Annotated in this window: 12 protein-coding genes; 6 read left to right on the plus strand and 6 right to left on the minus strand. The window is 66.2% G+C overall.

Features of this window, described 5'->3' with window-relative positions; genetic code table 11:
• The first annotated feature begins 88 nt into the window (after positions 1-88).
• From rpe to BMX16_RS04380, 4 genes are all read left to right on the plus strand, one after another.
• The gene (gene rpe, locus BMX16_RS04365; protein WP_089899297.1) at positions 89-778 is read left to right on the plus strand and encodes a ribulose-phosphate 3-epimerase; all 690 of its coding nucleotides are present in this window, start codon (positions 89-91) and stop codon (positions 776-778) included.
• Positions 765-1,451 (plus strand): phosphoglycolate phosphatase, encoded by a 687-nt coding sequence (gene gph, locus BMX16_RS04370; RefSeq protein ID WP_089899302.1) that lies wholly within the window; start codon positions 765-767, stop codon positions 1,449-1,451. The genes rpe and gph overlap by 14 nt, the downstream gene beginning before the upstream one ends.
• A 75-nt stretch (positions 1,452-1,526) precedes the next feature.
• Positions 1,527-2,720, plus strand: a complete 1,194-nt coding sequence (locus BMX16_RS04375; RefSeq protein ID WP_089899305.1) for a glutathionylspermidine synthase family protein — start codon at positions 1,527-1,529, stop codon at positions 2,718-2,720.
• Between the two features lie 42 nt (positions 2,721-2,762).
• A complete protein-coding gene (locus BMX16_RS04380) occupies positions 2,763-3,374 on the plus strand; it encodes a DUF1190 domain-containing protein (protein WP_089899308.1) in 612 nt (203 codons plus the stop codon).
• 19 nt (positions 3,375-3,393) lie between these two features.
• Here BMX16_RS04380 and BMX16_RS04385 read toward each other — a convergent pair whose 3' ends face one another.
• The 3 genes from BMX16_RS04385 to BMX16_RS04395 all read right to left on the minus strand — a co-directional run bounded on the left by BMX16_RS04385 (position 3,394) and on the right by BMX16_RS04395 (position 8,379).
• The gene (locus BMX16_RS04385) at positions 3,394-6,516 is read right to left on the minus strand and encodes an efflux RND transporter permease subunit (RefSeq protein WP_089899311.1); all 3,123 of its coding nucleotides are present in this window, start codon (positions 6,514-6,516) and stop codon (positions 3,394-3,396) included.
• Between the two features lie 35 nt (positions 6,517-6,551).
• Positions 6,552-7,721 (minus strand): efflux RND transporter periplasmic adaptor subunit, encoded by a 1,170-nt coding sequence (locus BMX16_RS04390; protein WP_177174565.1) that lies wholly within the window; start codon positions 7,719-7,721, stop codon positions 6,552-6,554.
• Between the two features lie 151 nt (positions 7,722-7,872).
• Positions 7,873-8,379, minus strand: a complete 507-nt coding sequence (locus tag BMX16_RS04395; RefSeq protein ID WP_143057992.1) for a hypothetical protein — start codon at positions 8,377-8,379, stop codon at positions 7,873-7,875.
• 224 nt (positions 8,380-8,603) lie between these two features.
• On the opposite strand from BMX16_RS04395, the gene BMX16_RS04400 reads away from it, so the two are divergent.
• Positions 8,604-10,001 carry a hypothetical protein gene (locus tag BMX16_RS04400; RefSeq protein WP_143057993.1) on the plus strand — a complete coding sequence of 466 codons (1,398 nt, stop codon included), beginning with the start codon at positions 8,604-8,606 and terminating at the stop codon, positions 9,999-10,001.
• A gap of 1,624 nt (positions 10,002-11,625) precedes the next feature.
• On the opposite strand, the gene BMX16_RS04405 is transcribed toward BMX16_RS04400, so the two are convergent.
• The 3 genes from BMX16_RS04405 to BMX16_RS04415 all read right to left on the minus strand — a co-directional run bounded on the left by BMX16_RS04405 (position 11,626) and on the right by BMX16_RS04415 (position 14,468).
• Positions 11,626-11,937 (minus strand): ETC complex I subunit, encoded by a 312-nt coding sequence (locus BMX16_RS04405; RefSeq protein WP_089899322.1) that lies wholly within the window; start codon positions 11,935-11,937, stop codon positions 11,626-11,628.
• Between the two features lie 92 nt (positions 11,938-12,029).
• Positions 12,030-13,268, minus strand: coding sequence for an aminopeptidase (locus BMX16_RS04410; protein WP_089899325.1), 1,239 nt, complete (start codon positions 13,266-13,268; stop codon positions 12,030-12,032).
• Between the two features lie 60 nt (positions 13,269-13,328).
• The gene (locus BMX16_RS04415) at positions 13,329-14,468 is read right to left on the minus strand and encodes a WD40/YVTN/BNR-like repeat-containing protein (protein ID WP_089899328.1); all 1,140 of its coding nucleotides are present in this window, start codon (positions 14,466-14,468) and stop codon (positions 13,329-13,331) included.
• A 143-nt stretch (positions 14,469-14,611) separates the two neighbouring features.
• On the opposite strand from BMX16_RS04415, the gene uvrB reads away from it, so the two are divergent.
• A complete protein-coding gene (gene uvrB, locus BMX16_RS04420) occupies positions 14,612-16,822 on the plus strand; it encodes an excinuclease ABC subunit UvrB (RefSeq protein ID WP_089899330.1) in 2,211 nt (736 codons plus the stop codon).
• Positions 16,823-16,828: the final 6 nt, after the last annotated feature.

Below are 16,828 nucleotides of genomic sequence, written 5' to 3' on the forward strand. Positions count from 1 at the left end.
CGCACACCCTGCGCGTTTGGCATAGCAGGACGCAGCCGCGCAGGCTATCACCACGTGTGCCAGCCCCCTGACACGCAAGGACCGCCCCATGACCCCGACACGCCAGATCCTGATCGCACCGTCGATCCTGTCCGCCGACTTCGCCGACTTCGGCCGCGAGATCCGCGCGATCGAGGATCAGGGCGCGGACTGGGTCCATGTGGATGTGATGGACGGGCATTTCGTGCCGAACCTCACCTTCGGTCCGCCGGCGGTCAAGGCGTTCCGCCGCCATGTCAGGACGGTGATGGACGTGCACCTGATGATCGCGCCGGTCGATCCGTTCATCACCGCCTATGCAGACGCGGGCGCCGACATCCTGACCGCGCATGTCGAGGCGGGCCCCCACATCCACCGCACGGTGCAGGCGATCCGTGCGGCGGGGATGAAGGCCGGCGTCGCCCTGAACCCCGGCACGCCTGCCGAGGCGGCAGCCCACCTGATCGACATGGTCGATCTGGTCTGCGTGATGACCGTGAACCCCGGTTTCGGCGGGCAGTCGTTCATCGACATGACCGCCAAGGTGCGGTCCCTGCGCGCCATGATCGGCGACCGCCCGGTCCACATCCAGATCGACGGCGGCGTCGATCCGGTCACGGCACCGCTGGTCGTGGCGGCAGGGGCGGATGTGCTGGTCGCAGGCTCTGCCGTGTTCCGTGGCGGGTCGGTCGACGCACCACACGTCTATGGCGCCAACATCCGCGCGATCCGCGATGCGGTGCAACATGCCGGTGCATGACGCGCGGCCCGGCGGGATCGTCTTCGACCTCGACGGGACGCTGATCGACAGCGCACCCGACATCCACGCGGCGGTGAACCGCATGCTGGCGGGGATCGGCGCAGCCCCGCTGGACATGCCCACGGTCGTGTCCTTCATCGGGCACGGGCTGCCGCATCTGGTCGGGCTGGTGCGGGCGCACCACGGCATCGATGCGGGCGAACAGCCGCGCATGCTGGCCGCGATGATGACGCAGTACGCGGCGCACCCCGTCGCCCTGACCCGCCCCTATCCGGGTGTCGTGGCGGCGCTGACGCGGCTGCAGGCCGCAGGCCATCCGCTGGGCCTGTGCACGAACAAGCCCGTCGCGGCCACCCATGCGATCCTCGACGCACTCGACCTGTCGCGGTTCTTTGCCGCCGTGATCGGTGGCGACAGCCTGCCCGTGCGCAAGCCCGATCCCGCCCCGCTGCACGCCGCCTTTGCCGCCCTGCCCGCCGCCCGGCTGGTCTATGTCGGCGACAGCGAGGTCGATGCGCAGACGTCCCATGCGGCGCAGGTCCCCTTTGCCCTGTTCACGCGCGGCTATCGCAAGTCGCCGGTGGCGGACCTTGCACATGTCGTGGCGTTCGACGATTTCGCCGACCTACCCGCCCACGTGGCGGATCTGCAGCACGCGCTGACGCAATGCTGAACCAACCCGGGTTTCCGGCGGCGGCGATCCCGGCTAGGTCTGTCGCGACACCCATGACACGCAAAGGCCAGACCCATGCAGCGCATCGCGACAGGCGCCCGTCCCGACCTGCCTGCCAAGGCCGAAGCGGCAGGTTTCACGTTCCACACGATGTATGGCGAGCCCTATTGGGACGAAGAGACGGCCTACGCCTTTACGCTCGCGCAGGTCGAGACCGACATCGAGGACCCGGCGACCGAACTGCACGCCATGTGCCGCGAGGCTGCGGCCCGAATCGTGGACGACGAGGAACTGATGGAGCGTCTGGCGATCCCCCGCGCCCACTGGGATTTGGTCGCGCAGTCGTGGAAGACCGGCCAGCCGGAGCTTTATGGCCGGTTCGATCTGATCTACGACGGCACAGGGCCGGCACGGATGATCGAATACAACGCCGACACCCCCACCGCATTGTTCGAGAGCGCCGCATTCCAGTGGACCTGGCTGGAGGACATGATCGAAAGCGGCGCCCTGCCCGCCGGATCGGACCAGTTCAACGGCATCCACGAGGCGCTGACCGCGCGATTCCGCGCGCTGTTCGCACCGAACACGGACATCCACTTCACCGCGTTCGAGAGCAACGTCGAGGATTACGCCACCGTCGAGATGATGGCCTATGCCGCCCGCGCTGCCGACCTTGGCGCGCATTTCGTCGATCTGTCGCAGATCGGCCTGACCGACCGCGGCCAGTTCGCCGATGCCGACAAGCGGATCATCGGGCACCTGTTCAAGCTCTATCCGTGGGAAGACCTGTTGCGCGACAACTTCGCCCCGCATCTGGGATCGGCGCAGTGCACCTATCTGGAGCCCGCGTGGAAGGCCGTCGTGTCGAACAAGGGTCTGCTGCCCGTGCTGTGGCGGATGTATGAGGGCCATCCCAACCTGCTGCCCGCGTTCTTTGCCGACGAAGTAGCGGCGGGATCGCCCGCCGTGACCCGCGCCGCCGATGCGCTGTCGCGCGGCACCGTGACGAAACCGGTGTTCGGGCGCGAAGGCGCAGGCGTCACCATCCGCCAGGGCGGCGCGGTGCTGGAAGCTTCCGACAACACCGAATACGACGCGCACCCGCAGGTCGTACAGGCCTATGCGGAAATGCCCGTCTTCGACGCATTCCGTCCGGTGATCGGCGCATGGATCGTGGGCGAGACCTGCGTGGGCATGGGCCTGCGTGAGGACCCTTCGCGCATCACGCAGGATCTGAGCCGCTTCAAACCCCATTACATCACCGACTGACAGACCCTATCTGTCACGCACGCCACATCGCAGGAGCCAGCCATGACCGCATCCGTCACGACACCGATCCGCCGCACGAAACGGTCGCGGGTCATGCCAGCCGTTCTGCTGGGGGCTGCCGCCTTTGCCCTGTCCGCCTGTCAGGACGAAGAGGTCGAGGCCAGCGCCTTTCCGGATCTGCAAGCCTGTCAACAGGCGGCGGCATCCGGAACGGTCCTGTTTTCGGCGGCCGATTGCGACGCCACGTTTCAGGAGGCGCTGGTGGAATACGAACGCTCCGCCCCGCGCTATGACGATCAGGCCCTGTGCGAGGAACAGCATGGCGGCGGATGCGTGGCACAGGAAGGCACCGGCGGCGGCGGCGGGTCGATCTTCATGCCGCTGATGGCGGGCTATCTGATCGGCAACATGCTGAACGGCAACCGGGCGGCGACCCAGCCGCTGTATCGCGACAACACCGGGCGCTATGCGACGGCGGGCGGATCGACGGTGCTGAACGGCAACCGCGGCACCACGCGCCTGTCGCCGGACAGTTTCCGTGCAGCGCCCGCCGCGGCGGCACCCATGACGCGTGCCAGCGTCAACGCTACGGGGGGGTTCGGGTCGTCCCGCACGTCCGCTGCACCGGCGGGACGCACGTCGCTGGGTGGCTGACGGCGCCGCTTGCGCCGGCTCAGACGCCCAGCGACTGGGCGTCGCGCAATTCGCGCTTCAGGCGGGCTTCTTCCTCGACCCTCGGCTTGCTGAAACCCGCAAGCAGCAGATAGGCCACCGGCGTCAGATAGAGGGTCGAAATCGTGGCCAGGCCCAGGCCGCCCACGATGACCCAACCCAGCGCCTCCCGCGCTTCGGCACCCGCACCGGACGACAGGATCAGCGGCACACCCCCCAGCACCGTGGACACCATCGTCATCATTACTGGCCGCAGCCGGATCGTTGACGCATCCATGATCGCGCTGCGCACATCCTGTCCCTTGTCGCGCAACTGGTTTGCGAATTCGACGATCAGGATGCCGTTCTTGGCCATGATCCCGACCAGCATCACCAATCCGATCTGGCTGTATACGTTCAGACTTTGCCCCGACAGCAGCAGCGCGAACATGGCGCAGGCCACGCCAAGCGGTACGGTCGCCATGACCACGATGGCCGACACAAAGCTTTCGAACTGCGCCGCCAGCACGAGGAACACGATCAGCAGGGCGAAGCCGAAGGTGATGATCAGGCCGTTCGCCGTCTCGTCCAGCGTCGCTGCCTCGGCCAGCGGGATCAGCGTGTTCTGCTCCTCGAACACCTCGTCGGCCATCTCCTCCACCATCGTCAGTGCGTCGCCCAACGAGATGTCGTCGGTCAGCGACGCGCTGATGTCGACGGCGCGGTTCTGTTCCTCGCGCTTCAACTCGGGTGCGATGGCCCGTTCCTCCAGCGTGACGAAGGTGGACATCGGCACCATCTGCCCTTCGCCGGTCTGGATGAAGATGTTCTCCAGATCGCCCGGGTCGTCCACGGGGTTGAGGGTCGACAGCATCTCGATGTCATAGCTGGTGTCGTCGATGAAGACCGACCCCACAGGCGCGCCTTTCAGCACTGCCTGCAGCGCCGGGCCGAGGCCGCTGATGTCGATGCCCAGATCGGCGGCGCGCCTGCGGTCGATGTCGATGAAAAGCTGCGGTTGCGTCGTCTCGTAGCCGACCTCGATATCGCCAAGTTCGGGCACCTGCCGCATCCGTTCGGCCATCGCGGCCTGCACTTCGCCCAACTGCTCGTAGCTGCCGCCGGTGATGGCGAAGTTCAGCCCTTGGCCGCCGCCCCGGATGCCCAGCGAATTCGGCTGGACCGCAAAGGCACGGACGCCCACGATGCCCCGCAGCTTGCCGTTGATCTCGGTCACGATCTCGGCCTGATTGCGCTCTCGCTCCTCCCAGCCCGCGAGGCTCAGCACCATGAAGCCGCCGTTGCCGCCCAGACCGCTGATCGCGAAGACCGACGTGATCTCGCCGCTTTCCCGCAAAGGGTCCAGAAGGCCCTCGATCTCCAGCATCTTGGTGTTGGTGTAGTCGACCGACACCCCCTGCGGCACAGAGATGCGCAGCAGTGCGACGGACCGATCCTCTTGCGGGGTCAGTTCTGACCGAATGCTTGCGGATGCCACGACCGCAGCCGCTGCGAACAATCCGGCGACGAGGATCACGACCAGCGGTGCCGCCAGCGCGCCGCGCAGCGTGGCGGCATAGAGATCCTCCAGACGCGCGCCGAGCCAGACCAGCGGCCCCCGCTGCACGACGCCCTGCGTGTCGCGCGTCAGCAACCGGCTGGCCAGCACCGGGCACAGCGTCAGCGCCACGACCGACGACAGCATGACCGAAATGGCCAGCGTGAAGCCGAACTCGCGGAACAACCCGCCAGCCTGACCCGGCAGGAAGGACAGCGGGATGAACACGGCGGCCAGCACCGCCGTCGTGGTGACGACCGCAAAGAATACCTCCTGCGTGCCCAGCACTGCGGCGGCCCGTGCGCCCATGCCCTGCGATCTGCGGCGCACGATGTTTTCCAGCACCACGATCGCGTCGTCGACCACCATGCCGGTCGCAAGGACGAGGGCCAGCAGCGTCAGGATGTTGACCGAGAAACCGATCAGATAGATTGCCGCCAGCGTGCCGATCAAGGACACCGGCAGGGTCAGGGCGGGTATCAACGTGGCGCGCCAATCGCGCAGGAACACGAAGATGACGACCACGACGATGGCGGTGGCCAGCAGCAGCGACAGGATCACCTCGCGGATCGCGCCTTCGATGAAGACGGCATCGTCCGACGTGACAAAGATGCTCACATCGTCTGGCAGCACCGCGTCCAGATCCGCCACGACGGCCCGCACATCGCGCGAAATGTCGAGCGTGTTGCTGGTCGCCTGCCGGATGATGCCCAGCCCCAGACCCGTCTGGCCGTTGGCGCGCAACACCGTCTCGCCGGGTGCGGGGCCCAGCGTGACCGTCGCCACGTCGCGGATGAACACGTTGTCGGCCAGTTCCAGATCGCCGAAGGCCTCCGGCGTGTTGACGGTCGCAGTGGTGCGCACGTTGACGCTCTGCCGTGTGCCGCTCAGATCGCCGGCAGGCACGTCGAAGGACACGTCGGACAGCGCATCGCGCATGTCGGCCAGCGTCAGACCCCGACTGGCCAGTGCCGCCGTGTCGATATCGACGCGAAAGATCGGGGTGCGTTCACCGTAGATCTGCAGATCGGCCACGCCGCCGATCGAGATGATGCGATCCTCCACCTGATCCTGCACAATCGCCGTCAGATCCTGTGGCGACCGGGTGGCCGAGGTAATGGCAAGGCGGATGATCGGCTGTGCGTTGGCGTCGGCCTTGACGATGCTTGGCTCGTCCGCACCCTCTGGCAGGCTGTTCGCGATGCGGGCGATCGCATCGCGGGCATCGCTGGCGGCCACGTCCAGATCGACGCCATCGCCGAACTCCAGCGTCACGCGGCTGCTGCCGAATTCCGATGCGGAGGCGATCTTGGAGATGCCGGAGACCCGGCCCACGGCACCTTCGATCTGGTTGGTCAGTTCCTGATCAACGGTTTCCGGCGACGCGCCGTCGAAATTGGTGCGCACGGTGATGACCGGGCGATCCACGTTCGGCAACTCGCGCACTTCGACCCCCAGCAAGCCCGCGAGGCCCGCGATGATGATCAGCGCGCTGAAGACGAAGGCCAGGATCGGGCGTCGCACGAACAGGGCGATGCCACCGGGCGTCGGCAAGGTCTGATCGGTATCCGGCGCAGTCTGGGTCATGGCACGGCCTTTCCGTGAGGCATCATCCTCGCGTGTCACAGGCTGGGTGCCGGCGCGACCGAAGCCTGCGCGTCATCATTCGGGGCCAACACCACGGCATCGCCGTCCTGCAGGGTCGCAAGACCCTCCGTGATGACGAGATCGCCATCCGCCAGATCACCCTCGACCAGGATGCTGTCGGCATTGCGCTCGCGGATCACCACCGGCACCCGCTTGGCCTGACCGTCCACCGCCACCCAGACGTAGGAGCCTTCGTTCGACCACTGCAGCGCCAGCGGATCGATCGTCGGAAATTCGTCACCGTCGAAGGCGACGGTGACGGTGGCCGACATGCCCGCGCGCAGCAGATTGTCGTCGTTGGGCACCACGCCCTGCACGCGCAGCGTCCGGCTTGCCAGATCGACGATGTTGTCGACCGCACGAATTTCGCCGGCGATGGTGACATCGGTCACGGCAAGCGGCATCACCGTGATTGGCGCCCCCACGGTCATCTGGCCCACCGCACGCTCGGGGACGCGGAAATCGATCAGGATTTCGGACTGATCCGTGATGACGCCGATCGGATCCTGCGCCGCGATCCGTGCGCCCGCCTCGACCTCCAGCAATCCCATGCGCCCAGAGATCGGCGACGTGATGGTGCGTTGTTCGAGGTTATATTCCGCCTGCTCGACGGCCAGCGCAGCCGTTTGAAGTTCCAGTTCGGCCGCTTGCAGCGTGACAGCTGCCGCTGCCCCGCTTTGGCGAAGCTGCGTTTGCCTGTCGAGTTCCGCCTGCGCGTCGTTCAACGTGGCCTGTGCCTGCTGCAGGGCGATCTGTTGTGCCGCATCGTCCAGCGACACCAGAACGTCTCCCGCCGATACGCGGCTGCCGTCGGTGACGCTCAGGGTCTGGATCAGGCCTGCGGCCTCCGACCGGACGGTCACGGACCGGATGGCCTGTGCATCGCCCAGCGCCATGACCGAATTGTCGATCGCACCCATGGTGACCGGCATTGCCACCACTGTCGCACTTCCACCGCCCGGCCTGCCGCCCCCGGGTGCCGCATCCGGCGTGGCGTTTGCAGCAGGATCCGGCGCCATGGCTGCCAGCCGGCCAAGTCCCATGCCGTCCAGCGTCGTGCGGGCGGTCGGCACGAGCTGGATCCACGCCACGAAGGCCGCAGCAAGAATGCCGATCCCCAGAAGACATTGCTTGAAGATCGACATCGATAGGCCTCTTGGATGAACGCGGGACGCCATGCCTCGGCATGATTTGCTGAAACAATGTTAGCCCGCGCCTGCGTCCCGTCGCCAAACGACAGCCCTGTTTTGCGTCACGAATACGTCATGCCGTGTGTCGGATGGCACGAATTGCCTGCTAAAGAGGCAGATGGACACACCGCCTCGCCACGTCCTGCCAATCGGCAAGGGGCAGCAGGACGGCGAACAGGCCCAGTCTGCCTTCGAGATGCACCAGGTCTGCGGCAGCCAGATCGGACAAGTCGGCTATGCCGCACTGCTGCAGAACCCAGATGAGCCGGGGCTGGACGTCCGGCAAACGCGTAAGCGCCAACAGCGCCTTCTCGGCGCGCGCGGCCGGGGCCGTGTCCCATTGATCAGTATCGACACGGGTCGAGCGAAAGACGACCGGCAGGTCGTCGGGGGTCATGGACAGCGTCAACCCGATTGTCGCAATCGGTTGGTGAGAATCGCTGATGCGCGGTGCGTGCGCGGTCGCAAGGATGTCCCCGGCGATGTCCGTCGCGATATCGGGATCGACGGTCGCAGCCTCCACCCCGGGCGTCACTCGCGCATCCTGCAATTGCCTGCGCGCCAACAGGTGCAGGACGCGATCCTCGCGGTGGGTCCGCAGCGCGGCGCGCATGTCAAGACGCAACGACCGCGCCGTTGCCGTTCGATTCCGACCCTGTGCCATGCGACCCCGCGCCCGATGTGCCGCGGGCACGATGCCCGCGGTGCCACGATCTAACCCCGGACAGGTTATCAAAACCTTTCAGCACGCGGTACGTGCGAAGGAAAAACCGATCCTGCGGTACGGCGTTAATCCTCGCTTAAGGGCTGGGGGTTTAGGCAAGCAAAGGTGGTCGGTTGATCGCGGTTTCGTTCCGTCGACCTGAATTGCGATATTGTGTGACAGGATACACCGTGAGCCATGGACGTACACTTTGGCCGGACCGGATCACCACCTTGCACCAGCAGGGATTCGTCACGCATGTGCTGTCCCCCCCAGCGGATGGCATCGTCTGGTCCATCGACCCGCAATCCGTGCGCGATCTGGATGGTCTGACGCTTCTGGTGATTTGCGACGACGGCACCGTCGCCGTTGGCTGTCCCGACGGCCTGCCTGCGGTGTTGGACGGCATGGCGACATCCCTCGATCCCGCGTGCGATACCGCACCGCCTTTGCCTGACGCAGAAGAGGCGGACGCTGCCGGTCCGTCTGGCCTGCAACCGTCCTTGCCCAAAGCCCACGAAACCACGGGATCAGGTGTGCCGCAGCCGGAGACCGTCGAAGGAGCGGACGCGCGCGCGGCGGTCGAAGCAACGGATGATCCGACCGCCCCCCCGGAACGCGGTGCTGCACCCGATGAGGAGGGGGTCGCAATTCTTGCGAGACTGGACCGGATCGACGCCGGCCTGCAGGTGGCACATGCCCATGCCGCCACTGTCGACATCAGGATCGCCGCGGAACTGGATCACCTGATGCAACGGTTTTCGCACGACCGGACCAGTATCGTCACGAACTCGATCAGCGACCTCGGCCACGCAATCCGCACCTTGCAGGGCGACATTGAACGGGACCGCGCCGACGTGCCGTCGCACGCTGACCTGCGAACGGCCGTGGACGACGTGGTCGCCAGCATCCGCGCAGACCGGGCCTCCAATGCGCTGCGGTCCGATGTTGCGCATCAGACCATCGTCGGTCGTCTGGACGATCTGTGGCAACAGTCGGCTGCGCAGGACCTGTCTTGGCTGACGACGGCATTGGGTCGCCAGGCGGACGTGACCGAACGGATTCTCACCCGTCAAGAGGCTGCGTCCGCGCAGGATGTTTCTGCCGGACTGATAGACAAGATACAGGACATGTCGGTCGCGCTGGATGGAATTGCAGGCACCGCCGATGCCGTCACGGCGTTGACGGCCGCTGTGAATCAACTGTCCCGGGACATCTCCGCGTCGGCGGTGGCAACACCGACCGCGCCAGCCGTGCCGTCGGGTGAGCCAGACAACGCCAGCCTGCGCCAACACATCGTGCGGCAGGGTCTGGTTCAAAGTCAGTTGCTGCGAAAACTGGATCGGTTGATGGGGGCACTGGAGACATCGGGAGCCACCTCGGCACAGACATCGGCCGATCACGGTGCCGACGCGTGGGTTGGCCTGGGATACGACATCTGGCGCAATCGCCTCGGCTCACTTGATGGCACGACCCGACTTGAAATCGCCGAGTTCATCGCGGGACGGATGCAGCAGGCGGCCGAAGCCTGATCCGGTGCGCAATACCCCGGCCAGATCCAGGTCATGCCCACGTGCCCAGAGTAGAACGTGTTCGAGCCAGTCCGCGCGTCGGCAGGCGTTCGGGCTGTGACGTCGCGCATCGGTTGGTGCTGCCTTGGAATTTGTCGCAGAACGGCACCAAGCGGTGCGGATCGGACCGACGATGAGAGGTCGACCCGGTAGACGGGACAAACGGTGGAAAGACACCGCGAGGTCTCTTCAAAATACCGCCGCCGGGCCGAAGCCGGGGGGGATTTTGATGCCATGCAACTGACTCCCGTGGCGGCGGGTCGTTGTCAGCAGGTCCGGGCAAGGAAAAGCTTGTCCCACTCACGAACCCCAACTGTGAACCCTGGCTGCTTGATTGCGCCTGCACCGCCCGTCTGACCGGCTTGCTCGATCATCCGAGATGCGGCTTCAATTTCCCCGGGCGCATCCTGATCGGCAGGCGAGTGACGCGATTATGGTCGACGTCCGACACCTTCAAGATCGGGCGGTCGTCCATGTCCTCGGCAACGGCAACGGCAACGGCAACGGAGGCAAAACTTGATGCGACCATAGAGAATCAAATGGCGACCAGCCAGAACGATGCACCGCTCCAGCGATGCATCCCGCTCGTCGGGGGTGTCAGGGGGCCAAGGTGGAGTGCGTGACGCAGGCACCCTTCGCGCAGTTTCCCGGGGCCGCGACCAGCTCTGCCTTGCAATGGCCCTTGGCCATGACGGCGCAGGCCCGACGTGCGGCAGGCCATTTGCCAACGATCCGACCACCCAGTTGCAAATCGCGGGCCGAAGAATCGTCCAGCGCCGTCAAACCCCAAGGGTCGGCGGGTGACGCCACGCTCCGTGCGATCCTGCGATCCTGCCGGTCCGTCGCTTGATGCCGGGCGTCGCTGCGGCGATCGTGCGGTTCTGATCACGCATCGAAGGGGCATGACCACCGTGTCGGTTGGATACGAGGCCGAAGGCATCGTTCCCGCCCCGTCCTGCCAGACGCCGAAAGCCACAGGCGCCCGAGGGCGGCCAACCTCACTTGCAATGGCAGTTGCAGTTCGTCGGCTGCGCCATGCGTGCCGTTGCGGCGCGTAGCCTAACTAGGGCGCGATGCAGCCAGTTCCCAATGTTGCCCGCGCGAAACCGGGGCAACCCGCCCACGGCTACGGTCGGGGACACCTGTGCGCGGGGCCTGCTCGGTGCTTTGATACGGCGACATGGGCTGACTGAACCGACACGTCGCGTCCCAATGCGAACCAACTGTCCGGGAATGACGCGACAGGGTCGGCCCCCGGGACCGGCATCACGCCATGATGCAAGGGTCATCGGGCGGGACGCGACACCGCCGTTACAGGCACCGACGTGATGGAGAAGCCGCCGAAGACGCCACATGCGGCTCGGAGGCCGGAGGCAGGGTGCCGCAATGCGATGGTGCGGACCGCTGCATCGTCACGGATGTCACGGTATCGCCCCGGGCAGATGCCTTGACGCTGCATCAGTCCCAAGCGCAATCAGCGGCACGGTCGCGCCGCATCCGCCTGTCGGGTCGCACCCAATTCGAAGATCCGACCATGCGCCCGCCAGCACGGCACAGGGCGGCGCCCGGCGTCAGTACCAACCGATCAGTGGGTCCACACCCCACGGCGATTCGTGGCAAAGTTCTCGCCGTAGCCGCCCGTGCGCACATTGGCACGGCGCGATTGAGGCTCCGTCACCACCGCGTCGATGCCGTTTGCGCGCGCGTAATCCAGCGCCTCTTCCTTGGTGGCGAAGGTCAGTCGCACCTGACTTTGCGTGTCGCCGGAGCTGGTCCAGCCCATCAGGGGGTCGATCTCGCGTGCGGTGTCGGCCACGAAATCCAGCACCCAGGTGTGGGTCTTGGCCGTGCCGGACGACATGGCGGTCCGGGCGGGACGATAGATGCGGGCCTGCATGGCGACACTCCTGAACAAGGCCCTGTCTGTATCGGAAAATCGCAGGCGAAGGGCAAGGGGGAGACGTGTCGCAGCCCCCTTGCCCGCAGCGGTCAGAACGCCCATTCGCCGCGGCGCATCACCGGCACCACCACGCCGTCACGACCGATGCCGTCGATGTCCACCGCGTCGGAGCCCATCATCCAGTCCACGTGGATCAGCGACTGGTTGCCGCCCTTCTGCTTCAACTCGTCCTCGGACAGGTCGGACCCGCCCGTGATCGTGTCCGCATAGCATTGGCCCAGCGCGATGTGGCAGGACGCGTTTTCATCGAACAGCGTGTTGTAGAACAGCGTGCCGGATTGCGAGATCGGCGAAGAGTGGGGCACCAGCGCCACCTCGCCGATGCGGCTGGACCCGTCGTCGACCTTCAGCAGGTCACGGAACACGGCCTCGCCGGACGATGCCGTCGCCGCGACGATGCGGCCCGCCTCGAACCGGACGGCGATGTCGCGGATCACGGTGCCCTGATAGGCGAGCGGTTTCGTCGCGGCGACGGTGCCGTCCGCCTTGTAGGCGTGCGGGCAGGTGAACACCTCTTCGGTCGGGATGTTGGGCTGGCAGACGACGCCGTTCAGCGCGGGGGATGCGCCGCCCTTCCAGATGTGTCCTTCCGCCAGACCGAGGTGCAGGTCGGTGCCCGGCCCGGTGTAGTGGAGTGCCGTGAAGTTCTGGTCGTTCAGCCACGTCACGCGCTTTTTCAGCTCTGTCGTGTGGTCGGCCCAGTTCGCCACCGGGTCGTCACCGCCAAGGCGCGACGCGTCATAGATCGCGTCGAGCAGTTTGCCCTGCGCCTGATCCACGGGCAGGTCGGGGAACACGCGGGCCGCCCAGGCGGCGCCGGGGAAGGCCACGATGTTCCAGTTCACCTCGAACCCCACGATGGGCTGCATGGCGGGTTTGGCGGCGATGGACACCGCCTTCGATGCGCGGGCGACGCGTGCCGGGTCCTGTTCGGCCAGCAGCATGGGGTCGTCGCCGGTGATCGCCATGCGCGCGGCGCCCGCCTTGTAGGCTTTGCCCAACCCTTCGTAGAACCACGCGGGCGCGCGGTCGAAGCTGTCGTCGGCGGCGTTTTCATACCGCGCCAGCGTGATGGCGTCGTCGGTGAAGAACGGGATCACCAGCCCGGCCCCTGCCTTGTAGGCGTGCACGGCGATGCGCTGCACCAGCGGCAGAGCGGACATGTTGGCGGTGATGATCAGGTCCTGCCCCGGCTGCAGGTTGACGCCGGTGCGCACGGCAACTTCGGCCAGACGGTCGAGTTTCACGGGGTCCAGATGGTCGGACATGGGGCTCTCCTATGGTTTGGCCGCGACCCTACGCCCCTGCCCGCCCGCGTCAACCACGGCTCATGCGGTCTCCAGCACCTCCACCGACAGGATGGTGGGCAGGTGGCGCGTGACCTCCGTCCAGGTGTCGCCCTCGTCCCGGCTGGCGAAGACGGAGCCGGAGTTGGTCCCGAAATAGAGCCCCGCCGGGTCGCGCGCGTCGCCCGCCATCGCCTGCCGCAGCACGGTGAAATAGCAGCCCTGCTGCGGCAGGCCGTGACGCAGGTCGTCCCATGTCGCGCCGCCGTCGCGCGACCGCCAGACCGCACAGGCAGCGTCGGGCGGGAAGCGTCCCGTCCTGTCGCCGTTCAGCGGCAGGGTCCAGATCGTGTCGGGATCGCGCGGATGCACCCGGATCGGAAAGCCGAATGTGGACGGCAGGCCCGCCGTGACGTCATCCCACGACCGCCCGCCGTCGGCGGAGCGCCAGACCCCGTGGTGGTTCTGCTGATAGATGACGTCCGCATCGCCCGGCGCGCGCATCACGTTGTGAACGCAATGCCCGACCTCTCCCCCTTCCGGCCCGGCGGGGTGGTAGTGATCGGCGCAAGCCCCCGCGTTCGACAGGCGGTTGCGGCGGTCCCATGTGGCACCGCCATCCTCGGTCGCGAAGACACCTTCGGCGCTGATGCCGACCCACATGCGGTCCGGATCGGCCGGGTGGGTGACGATGCTGTGCAGCGTCAGCCCCGCCCCGCCCGCCTGCCAGTCGTTCACGCCCTGATCCTCGGTCAGGCCTTTCACCATCTCCCATGTCGCGCCATTGTCGCGGCTGGCCAGCAGGCGCGCGGGTTTCGTGCCTGCATAAAGGACGCCATGCGCATGGTGCAGCGACCAGACCTGGGTGAAGTCCCGCCCGAACGGCACCGGCGTGTCGGTCCAGCCGATCATCTGCGCGAAACCCGGATCGTTCGCGGCGAAATCGTCCATCTGGCCCGTCGTCAGCTTGGACAGCGTCCACGTGGCACCGCCGTCCCCGCTGCGCCACACGCCGGCGCCGTGCCAGTCGCCGCCGCCACCGGCCCAGAGCATACCCGTCGCCGCATCGCCGATCACATGGTTGATCGGCCAGCCGTGGCAGAACGGCCCCGTGGCGACCCTGACACCCTCGCTTACGACGAACGCGCCTTTCGAGGTGCCCAGCAGTATCGACAGACCCATCGCAGCCCCCCTGCATGCCAATATGTCGCACCCTAGCATATCCGGGTGCACCCGTCGCCGGTCACCTGCAGCGGTTCGACCGTCACGCCCCTTGAACCGCGCGGCAGAGGGGTCAAATATGATCCAACCCCGAAGGATGCCCCATGGCCTACGCCCAGACCGACAAGCGCGAGATCGCCGACGCCGCCTATCTGTCGAACCCCGCCCCCAATGTGCGCGAGCGCGAGAAGATGGAGGGCGGTCGTCGCTTCGTCCTGCGCACCGATTTCGAACCCGCAGGCGATCAGCCTACGGCCATCGCAGAGCTGTCGGAAGGCGTGCGCAACGGCGAGCGGGATCAGGTGCTGCTGGGCGCGACGGGGACCGGCAAGACCTTTACCATGGCCAAGATCATCGAGGAGACGCAGCGCCCCGCGATCATCCTTGCGCCCAACAAGACGCTGGCGGCGCAGTTATACGGCGAGTTCAAGGGGTTCTTTCCGGACAACGCCGTCGAATATTTCGTCAGCTACTACGACTACTATCAGCCGGAGGCCTACGTCGCCCGGTCGGACACCTATATCGAGAAGGAAAGCCAGATCAACGAACAGATCGACCGGATGCGCCACTCGGCCACCCGGGCGCTGCTGGAGCGTGACGACGTGATCATCGTGGCGTCGGTGTCCTGCATCTACGGCATCGGGTCGGTGGAAACCTATGGCGCCATGACGCAGGACATCCACACCGGCAAATCCTATGACCAGCGCAAGATCATGGCCGATCTGATCGCCCAGCAGTACCGTCGCAACGATGCGGGCTTTCAGCGCGGATGTTTCCGGGTACGTGGTGATAGCCTCGAAATCTGGCCCGCCCACCTCGACGACCGGGCATGGCGGTTGAGCTTCTTTGGCGAAGAGCTGGAGGCGATCACCGAGTTCGATCCGCTGACGGGGGAAAAGACCGGCACCTTTCCCAAGATCCGCGTCTACGCAAACAGCCACTACGTCACGCCGAAACCCACGATGCAGCAGGCCGTCATCGGCATCAAGAAAGAGCTGCGGATGCGGCTCGATCAGCTGGTGAACGAAGGCAAGCTGCTGGAGGCGCAGCGGCTGGAACAGCGCACCAACTTCGACCTCGAGATGCTCGAGGCGACGGGGGTCTGCAACGGGGTCGAGAACTATTCCCGCTATCTGACGGGCCGCGCACCGGGAGAGCCGCCCCCCACCCTGTTCGAGTTCATTCCCGACAACGCCATCGTGTTCGCTGACGAAAGCCACGTCTCGGTTCCCCAGATCGGCGGGATGTACAAAGGCGACTACCGGCGCAAGTTCACGCTGGCCGAGCATGGCTTCCGCCTGCCCAGCTGCATGGACAACCGCCCGCTGAAGTTCGAGGAATGGGACGCGATGCGGCCCCAGTCGGTGTTCGTCAGTGCGACGCCTGCCGCGTGGGAGCTGGAGCAGACCGGCGGTGTGTTCACCGAGCAGATCATCCGCCCCACCGGCCTGATCGACCCCATCATCGAGATCCGCCCGGTGGGCATGCAGGTCGACGATTTGCTGGACGAAGTGCGCAAGGTCAGCGCCGCAGGGTTCCGCACGCTCTGCACCACCCTGACCAAGCGCATGGCAGAGGATCTGACCGAATACATGCACGAACAGGGCATCCGCGTCCGCTACATGCACTCTGACATCGACACGATCGAGCGGATCGAGATCCTGCGCGATCTGCGCCTTGGCGCGTTCGACGTGCTGATCGGGATCAACCTGCTGCGCGAGGGGTTGGACATCCCCGAATGTGGCCTCGTGGCGATCCTCGACGCGGACAAGGAAGGCTTCCTGCGGTCGGAAACGTCGCTCGTGCAGACCATCGGCCGTGCGGCCCGGAACGCCGAAGGCCGCGTCATCATGTATGCGGACCGGATCACCGGCAGCATGGAACGCGCGATGAAGGAAACGGAGCGGCGTCGCGCCCGGCAGACCGCCTACAACGTCGAACACGGCATCACGCCCACCACGGTGAAGAAGAACGTCGAGGATATCCTCGCCGGCCTCTACAAGGGCGATGTGGACATGAACCGTGTCACAGCCAAGGTCGAGCGGCAGGGCGGCAACATGAAGACCGTGCTGGACGGTCTGCGCACCGACATGCGCAAGGCCGCCGAAAACCTGGAGTTCGAGACCGCCGCCCGCCTGCGCGACGAGCTGAAGCGGCTGGAAGCGGTCGAACTCGCCATCGCCGACGATCCGCTGGCCCGTCAGCAGGCGGTGGACAAGGCGGTGGAGGAGAGCACGGCCGCGTCAGGCCGCTCGACCGGTGGTCGCGGCGGTATGCGCGGCGGCAAGTCGCGGTATGGCGGGAAAAAGCGCTAGGACCCT

The organism is Loktanella fryxellensis, assembly GCF_900110065.1.
In the GTDB taxonomy this organism is placed as follows: domain Bacteria; phylum Pseudomonadota; class Alphaproteobacteria; order Rhodobacterales; family Rhodobacteraceae; genus Loktanella; species Loktanella fryxellensis.

What these genes read in the sequence shown, in the direction of transcription:
- BMX16_RS04395 (WP_143057992.1), bottom strand. Translation starts at nt 8,379, where the DNA reads ATGCGCGCCGCGCTGCGGACCCACCGCGAGGATCGCGTCCTGCACCTG.
- uvrB (WP_089899330.1), top strand. Translation starts at nt 14,612, where the DNA reads ATGGCCTACGCCCAGACCGACAAGCGCGAGATCGCCGACGCCGCCTAT.
- gph (WP_089899302.1), top strand. Translation starts at nt 765, where the DNA reads ATGCCGGTGCATGACGCGCGGCCCGGCGGGATCGTCTTCGACCTCGAC.
- BMX16_RS04380 (WP_089899308.1), top strand. Translation starts at nt 2,763, where the DNA reads ATGACCGCATCCGTCACGACACCGATCCGCCGCACGAAACGGTCGCGG.
- BMX16_RS04375 (WP_089899305.1), top strand. Translation starts at nt 1,527, where the DNA reads ATGCAGCGCATCGCGACAGGCGCCCGTCCCGACCTGCCTGCCAAGGCC.
- BMX16_RS04410 (WP_089899325.1), bottom strand. Translation starts at nt 13,268, where the DNA reads ATGTCCGACCATCTGGACCCCGTGAAACTCGACCGTCTGGCCGAAGTT.
- BMX16_RS04405 (WP_089899322.1), bottom strand. Translation starts at nt 11,937, where the DNA reads ATGCAGGCCCGCATCTATCGTCCCGCCCGGACCGCCATGTCGTCCGGC.
- BMX16_RS04390 (WP_177174565.1), bottom strand. Translation starts at nt 7,721, where the DNA reads ATGTCGATCTTCAAGCAATGTCTTCTGGGGATCGGCATTCTTGCTGCG.
- BMX16_RS04415 (WP_089899328.1), bottom strand. Translation starts at nt 14,468, where the DNA reads ATGGGTCTGTCGATACTGCTGGGCACCTCGAAAGGCGCGTTCGTCGTA.
- rpe (WP_089899297.1), top strand. Translation starts at nt 89, where the DNA reads ATGACCCCGACACGCCAGATCCTGATCGCACCGTCGATCCTGTCCGCC.
- BMX16_RS04385 (WP_089899311.1), bottom strand. Translation starts at nt 6,516, where the DNA reads ATGACCCAGACTGCGCCGGATACCGATCAGACCTTGCCGACGCCCGGT.